Source organism: Daejeonella sp. (assembly GCF_046590655.1).
GTDB lineage: Bacteria > Bacteroidota > Bacteroidia > Sphingobacteriales > Sphingobacteriaceae > Daejeonella.
On record NZ_JBKJUM010000098.1, the window covers coordinates 1 to 5,603 of the forward strand.

Consider the following 5,603-nt stretch of genomic DNA (forward strand, 5'->3'; position numbering starts at 1 on the left):
TATCGGTCACCCAGTTTCTCGCGCAGTTTTCTAATATGAACATCGATGGTGCGGTTAGTAACTACAACCGACTCTTCCCAAATGTTTTTTAGAATAACATCACGGGTGTATACTTTACCTGGCTTAGATGCTAAGAGGTATAATAATTCAAATTCTTTTTTCGCAAGGGTGATCCGCTCCCCTTTACGGAATACCAGGAATGCTTCGCGATCGATAATAAGATCTGCAATTTCTAGTTTATTGTTTTCTTCGGTTTCGGAGTGTACGTTTCGTCGCAATATAGCATTAACACGGCTGGTAAGTGCTCTTGGTTTGATCGGCTTAGCGATATAATCGTCTGCACCTACATTAAATCCAGCTATTTCCGAATACTCTTCACTACGTGCGGTAAGAAAAACCATGAATGTATTTTTAAATTCATGCATTGTTCTGAGTATGCGGCATGCCTCAATCCCATCCATTTTAGGCATCATGATGTCCAGTATAATCAAGTCAGGAAGAACGCGTTTAGCTTCAATAACAGCTTCTTGTCCGTTGCTTGCAGTATAAACCTGATAACCCTCTTTTTTCAAATTGTACTCAATGAGCTCCCTTATATCAGGCTCATCATCAACAATCAGAATTTTATGCTTACCTACACTCATAGATGGTTTAATTTTTATAAAAGTAAGCTGTAAATTACATTAAATCATTAAGCCTGCATTAAGAAATTGTAAAGACACGAAACATGTTATCAATTTATGAAGTTTATTTCAATGTTTCTGAAAGAAATTTCTCCAGGTCAGGACCCCTTAAGTTTTTAGCAGCAATCTTACCCTGAGGATCTATCATAAACGAAGCCGGTATGCCATCCACTTTATACAATGCCGCAACCTGGCTATCCCATCGTTTAAGGTCAGATACGTGTTTCCAATTCAAATTGTCAGTACGGATGGCCCGCATCCAATCGCCTTTGTCATCATCCAGAGATACTCCAAGCACATCAAAACCTTTGGCAGCAAAGGCCTTGTGCTGAGTTACAATATTAGGATTTTCTTCTCTGCAAGGCGCACACCAGGAAGCCCAGAAATCAAGTAAAACATATTTCCCCTTGTACTCAGACAATTTGATTGGAATGCCGTCCGGATTGTTAAGTACAAAATCTGGCGCCGGCTGTCCCACCGATACTAGTTTCATACCCTCCATTTTCGTTACGAAGGACTGTACCGCTTTGTTATTCGGAAATTTAGGCTTGATCTCTTCCGCATATTTGATCAGTTCCAGTTCATATTTAACCTGATCGATAGTGCCAGCAGCATAAAATGCAGCCAGATTATCTTTATTATCCTGTACAAATTTGAAAACTGTTGCTGAATATTTGTCCATGTTAGACTGGAATTCCGGCATTAAGATGTTGAAAATAGAATCCTTCTTTGCCGGATTTGCGGCAACGGCATTCGAATAATCAGATTGCAGCTTTTCATAGATTTTTCCGTAATCACTTTGAGTTTTATTGATACTTTGAACCTTTTTTGAATCTTCAGAACCATCAATCGTGTAGGTGTTCGTAGTATCTGTATAATTCGTATTCAAATCAATCTCTTCACCGTTTTTACCAATGATAAGGAAGTTCTTATCGCCGATTACAAGCGTGTAAAAATTTGCATCGGGTGCGAGTCGTCTGAATTTGAACTGACTGTCTTCATTTAAGAATGCTGAATCTACAAGCGAGTCAGCTTCATACAATAACACTTTTTTTACCTCTCCAGCATTTTCGACTTTACCTGAAATACTAAGTTCACTATTATTTTTGCAGGATGCTGCAAAAAGGATTCCCATAAAGGCGCCAATAATTAATTTCTTCACGTTTTGTTTTCTAATTTTTGAACTACTAATTTACTTGTTGTATGTGGATTAATTTTTCCTTTCGACTTTCTCATTATATCTCCCATAAATAACCCCAACACGCCCTTTTTACCATTCTGATATTCTTTAACCTTATCGGGATAATTTCCGAGCACTTGTTCTATGATAAGAGCTAATTCATCCTCGCCTGTATCAATTAAGGCTTCCAGAGAAAGTGCGGCAGTCTCGGCCGATAATCCAGGCTGTAAGATCATTTCTGGAAAAACTTTTTGAGCGGCTAACGAGTAATTCAGTTTGCCCGAATCAATAATAGCAATCAGCCCTGAAAGATTCACGGGAGCAATGCTAAAATCAGAAATCATTTTATTCTTCTCATTTAAATATGATCTTATCGGCCCATTTAGCCAGTTTGCTGCAGATTTATAATTATTTGTGTGGGACACAAGCTCTTCAAAATATTCTGCCGTTTCCTTTTCTGAAGAAATGAGGGCAGCGTCGTATACCGACAAGCCAAATTCTTTGGTATAACGGCTGATCTTTTCCGCGGGCAGTTCCGGCAACGATGCTTTAATCTCCCGTATATATTGTTCCTGAAGAATCAGAGGTGGCAGATCTGGTTCGGGGAAATAACGATAATCATTGGCCATTTCCTTACTCCGAAGTGGGGTGGTGCTCCCGCTTTCAGCATCAAAATTAAGCGTGTTTTGTTCGATATGCCCGCCAGCTTCAATCACTGTAATTTGGCGTAAAAACTCATGATCAATTGCGCGTTGTACATTCCGGATCGAATTGAGGTTTTTTACTTCACAGCGATTACCGTATTCAGTTGAGCCATGTAAGCGAACGGAAATATTAGCGTCACAGCGAATACTTCCCTCTTCCATATTCCCGTCACAAATATCAAGATACTTAACAACTTTTCTGATTTCGTTCAAAAATGCAGCAGCCTCAGCCCCCGAACGAATATCCGGCTCTGACACAATCTCTATCAAAGGAACGCCCGCCCGGTTCAGATCAATCAGGGAGTCCGTTTCATCCTGGTCATGCATACTTTTTCCGGCGTCGTCCTCCATATGTATCCGGTGGATCCTGATCCGGGATATGGTTTGATTCAGCGATTCAATATCGACATATCCTGATTTACAGATTGGTTCGCTATCCTGTGTTGTCTGAAATCCTTTGGGCAGATCAGCATAGAAGTAATTCTTTCGGTCGAAATGGGTATGGGTGTTTATGCTGCAGTTGGTGGCTAAACCCATCTTAACAGCGTACTCGATAACCTTTTTATTGAGTCTTGGCAGGGTTCCCGGAAGTCCTATGCTAACTGGACTGATGTTCTCATTCGGCTCGGCTCCAAAGCCCGCAGAATCTGAAGAAAATATCTTACTCGCAGTAGAGAGTTGAACGTGCACTTCAAGTCCGACTACAAGCTCGTATTTTTCTATTAGGGTATCCTGAACGCTTCTCATTAATCGGAATGATTCAATTCTTTATGCAAAGGTAGTAAATTTGAGAATGCTGCACTGCAATATAAACTCTCCATTCCCCACTAAATAAAACTTCTGGCCTTTGATAATGCCCTCGCTATTCCGTTAGAGTCCTTCCCCCCAGCGGTCGCAAAGAAAGCCTGCCCGCCGCCGCCGCCCTGGATTTCTTTGGCCAGTTCACGCACGATATTTCCTGCATTGAGGTTTTTCTCCTTTACCAGGTTTTCTGAGATCATGACAGTAAGGCTTGGCTTGCCGTCAATTTCTGCAGCAAGCACCAGGAATACATTTTCAAGGATATCTTTTACAGAATAAGCCAGATTCTTAACGGCATCTGCATTTGGCAATTCTACTTTCTGAGCCAGGAAATTCACACCTTGTATATTCTCTGCGAGTTTTACAAGCTCATGTTTTAGCCCTGCAGAACGCTCAAGGATGTTCTTATCAATCACTTTTTTCAAACGATTATTTTCTTCGATCAGCGATTCAACAGTCTTTTGAAGATCCCTGGGATTTTTAAGTATTTCCTTCAAACCGGAAATCTGTGCAATCTGCTCGTTGAAGAACTGCTCCACCCGCTCGCCGGTAATTGCTTCGATTCTTCTTACACCGGCAGCTACCGCACTTTCAGTACTGATTTTAAAATACCCGATCTGTCCGCTTGCTTTAACGTGTGTACCGCCGCAAAGCTCTTTGGAGAACTGGTCCTCAAAAGTTATCACTCTTACAAAGTCTCCATATTTCTCTCCAAAAAGAGCAGTTACCCCAGAATTAATAGCTTCCTGATAAGCTACAGAACGATCTTCTTTCATTGGTATATTCTTGCGGATTTTGGAATTAACAACTTTCTCCACTTCGGCAAGCTCATCAGCAGTAACTTTCGAAAAATGGGAAAAATCAAAGCGGAGGTAATCTGAGTTCACGAGGGAGCCCTTTTGATTCACATGATCGCCAAGCACTTGTTTAAGGGCTGCATGCAGCAAGTGGGTTGCCGAATGGTTGCTTTCCGTAGGCTGGCGTTTCGACAAGTCGACCATTGCCCAGAAAGATCCATTAAGCTCATCAGGCAAAACATCCACGAAGTGAATCGTCAGACCATTTTCCTTTTTAGTGTCAGTTATGGCGTATTCAAACAATCGCGACGCATCCTCAAGTTTGCCCGTATCTCCTACCTGTCCTCCGCTCTCCGCGTAAAACGGTGTACGGTTTAGAACAATCTGGAATTGCTCTTTGCCTCTGGCACTTACCTTCCGATACCGCAGGATTTTGCACTCCGATTCAAGCTCGTCATAGCCTACAAACTCCACTTCGTCGCTTTCGTTTACTACAATCCAGTCGGTTGTATCAATTGCTGTGGCAGCGCGGGAACGGTTCTTCTGCTGCTGAAGTTCAATTTCAAATGCCTCCATATCAACGGACCAACCTTTTTCACGTGCCATTAATTCGGTAAGATCTATAGGGAAACCAAATGTATCATATAGTTCGAATGCAAAATCACCCTTTATAATCCTATCGGATGTTTCGAAACGTTCGAAGCGCTGAATTCCTGTTGCCAAAGTTCTCAAGAACGAATTTTCTTCTTCCAGCACAACCTTTTGAACAAAATCCTGCTGTTTTTTCAATTCCGGGAAAACCCCGTCGAATTGATCAGCCAGTATTGGAACCAATTGATTTAAGAAAGGCTCCTTAAAATTTAGAAAGGTGTATGAATATCTTACCGCGCGACGAAGAATTCTGCGGATAACGTAACCGGCTTTATTATTTGAAGGCAGGGTACCGTCAGCAATACAAAAACAGATCGCCCGGATATGGTCCGCCATAACCCGCATTGCGATATCAGTCTTCTCATCTCTGCCGTATTCTATTCCTGATTTCCGGGCAATGAACTGGATGAGTGGCTGGAACACATCCGTATCGTAATTTGAACTCTTGTTCTGGATGACCCTCACGAGGCGCTCCAGGCCCATGCCAGTATCCACGTGCTGATTTGGGAGCTTTTCCAGCGAACCATTCTTCAAACGGTTAAACTGCATGAAAACATTATTCCAGATCTCAATAACCTGGGGATCATCCTGGTTGACAAGCGTTTTACCATCAACTTTTACCCGTTCCTCATCAGGGCGCATATCCACATGGATTTCTGAGCATGGTCCGCAGGGACCCGTCTCACCCATCTCCCAGAAATTATCCTTTTTGTTTCCTAAGATAATCCTGTCTTCAGCTATATATTGTTTCCAAATGTCATAAGCTTCCTGGTCTTTTGCTAAGCCC

General features: G+C 42.0%; 4 protein-coding genes. All 4 read right to left on the reverse strand.

Annotation, left to right across the window (positions count from 1 at the left end; translation table 11 throughout):
• Positions 1–644 (reverse strand): response regulator transcription factor (locus tag ACLL8Z_RS09490; protein WP_411274539.1); only part of this gene is annotated, 644 nt, incomplete at its 3' end.
• A 103-nt stretch (positions 645–747) separates the two neighbouring features.
• Positions 748–1,845, reverse strand: a complete 1,098-nt coding sequence (locus ACLL8Z_RS09495) for a redoxin domain-containing protein (protein ID WP_411274540.1) — start codon at positions 1,843–1,845, stop codon at positions 748–750.
• Entirely contained in the window at positions 1,842–3,314 is a 1,473-nt protein-coding gene (gatB, locus tag ACLL8Z_RS09500) for an Asp-tRNA(Asn)/Glu-tRNA(Gln) amidotransferase subunit GatB (RefSeq protein WP_411274541.1), read from the reverse strand. The genes ACLL8Z_RS09495 and gatB overlap by 4 nt, the downstream gene beginning before the upstream one ends.
• A gap of 80 nt (positions 3,315–3,394) precedes the next feature.
• Positions 3,395–5,603 (reverse strand): alanine--tRNA ligase (gene alaS, locus ACLL8Z_RS09505; RefSeq protein WP_411274542.1); only part of this gene is annotated, 2,209 nt, incomplete at its 5' end.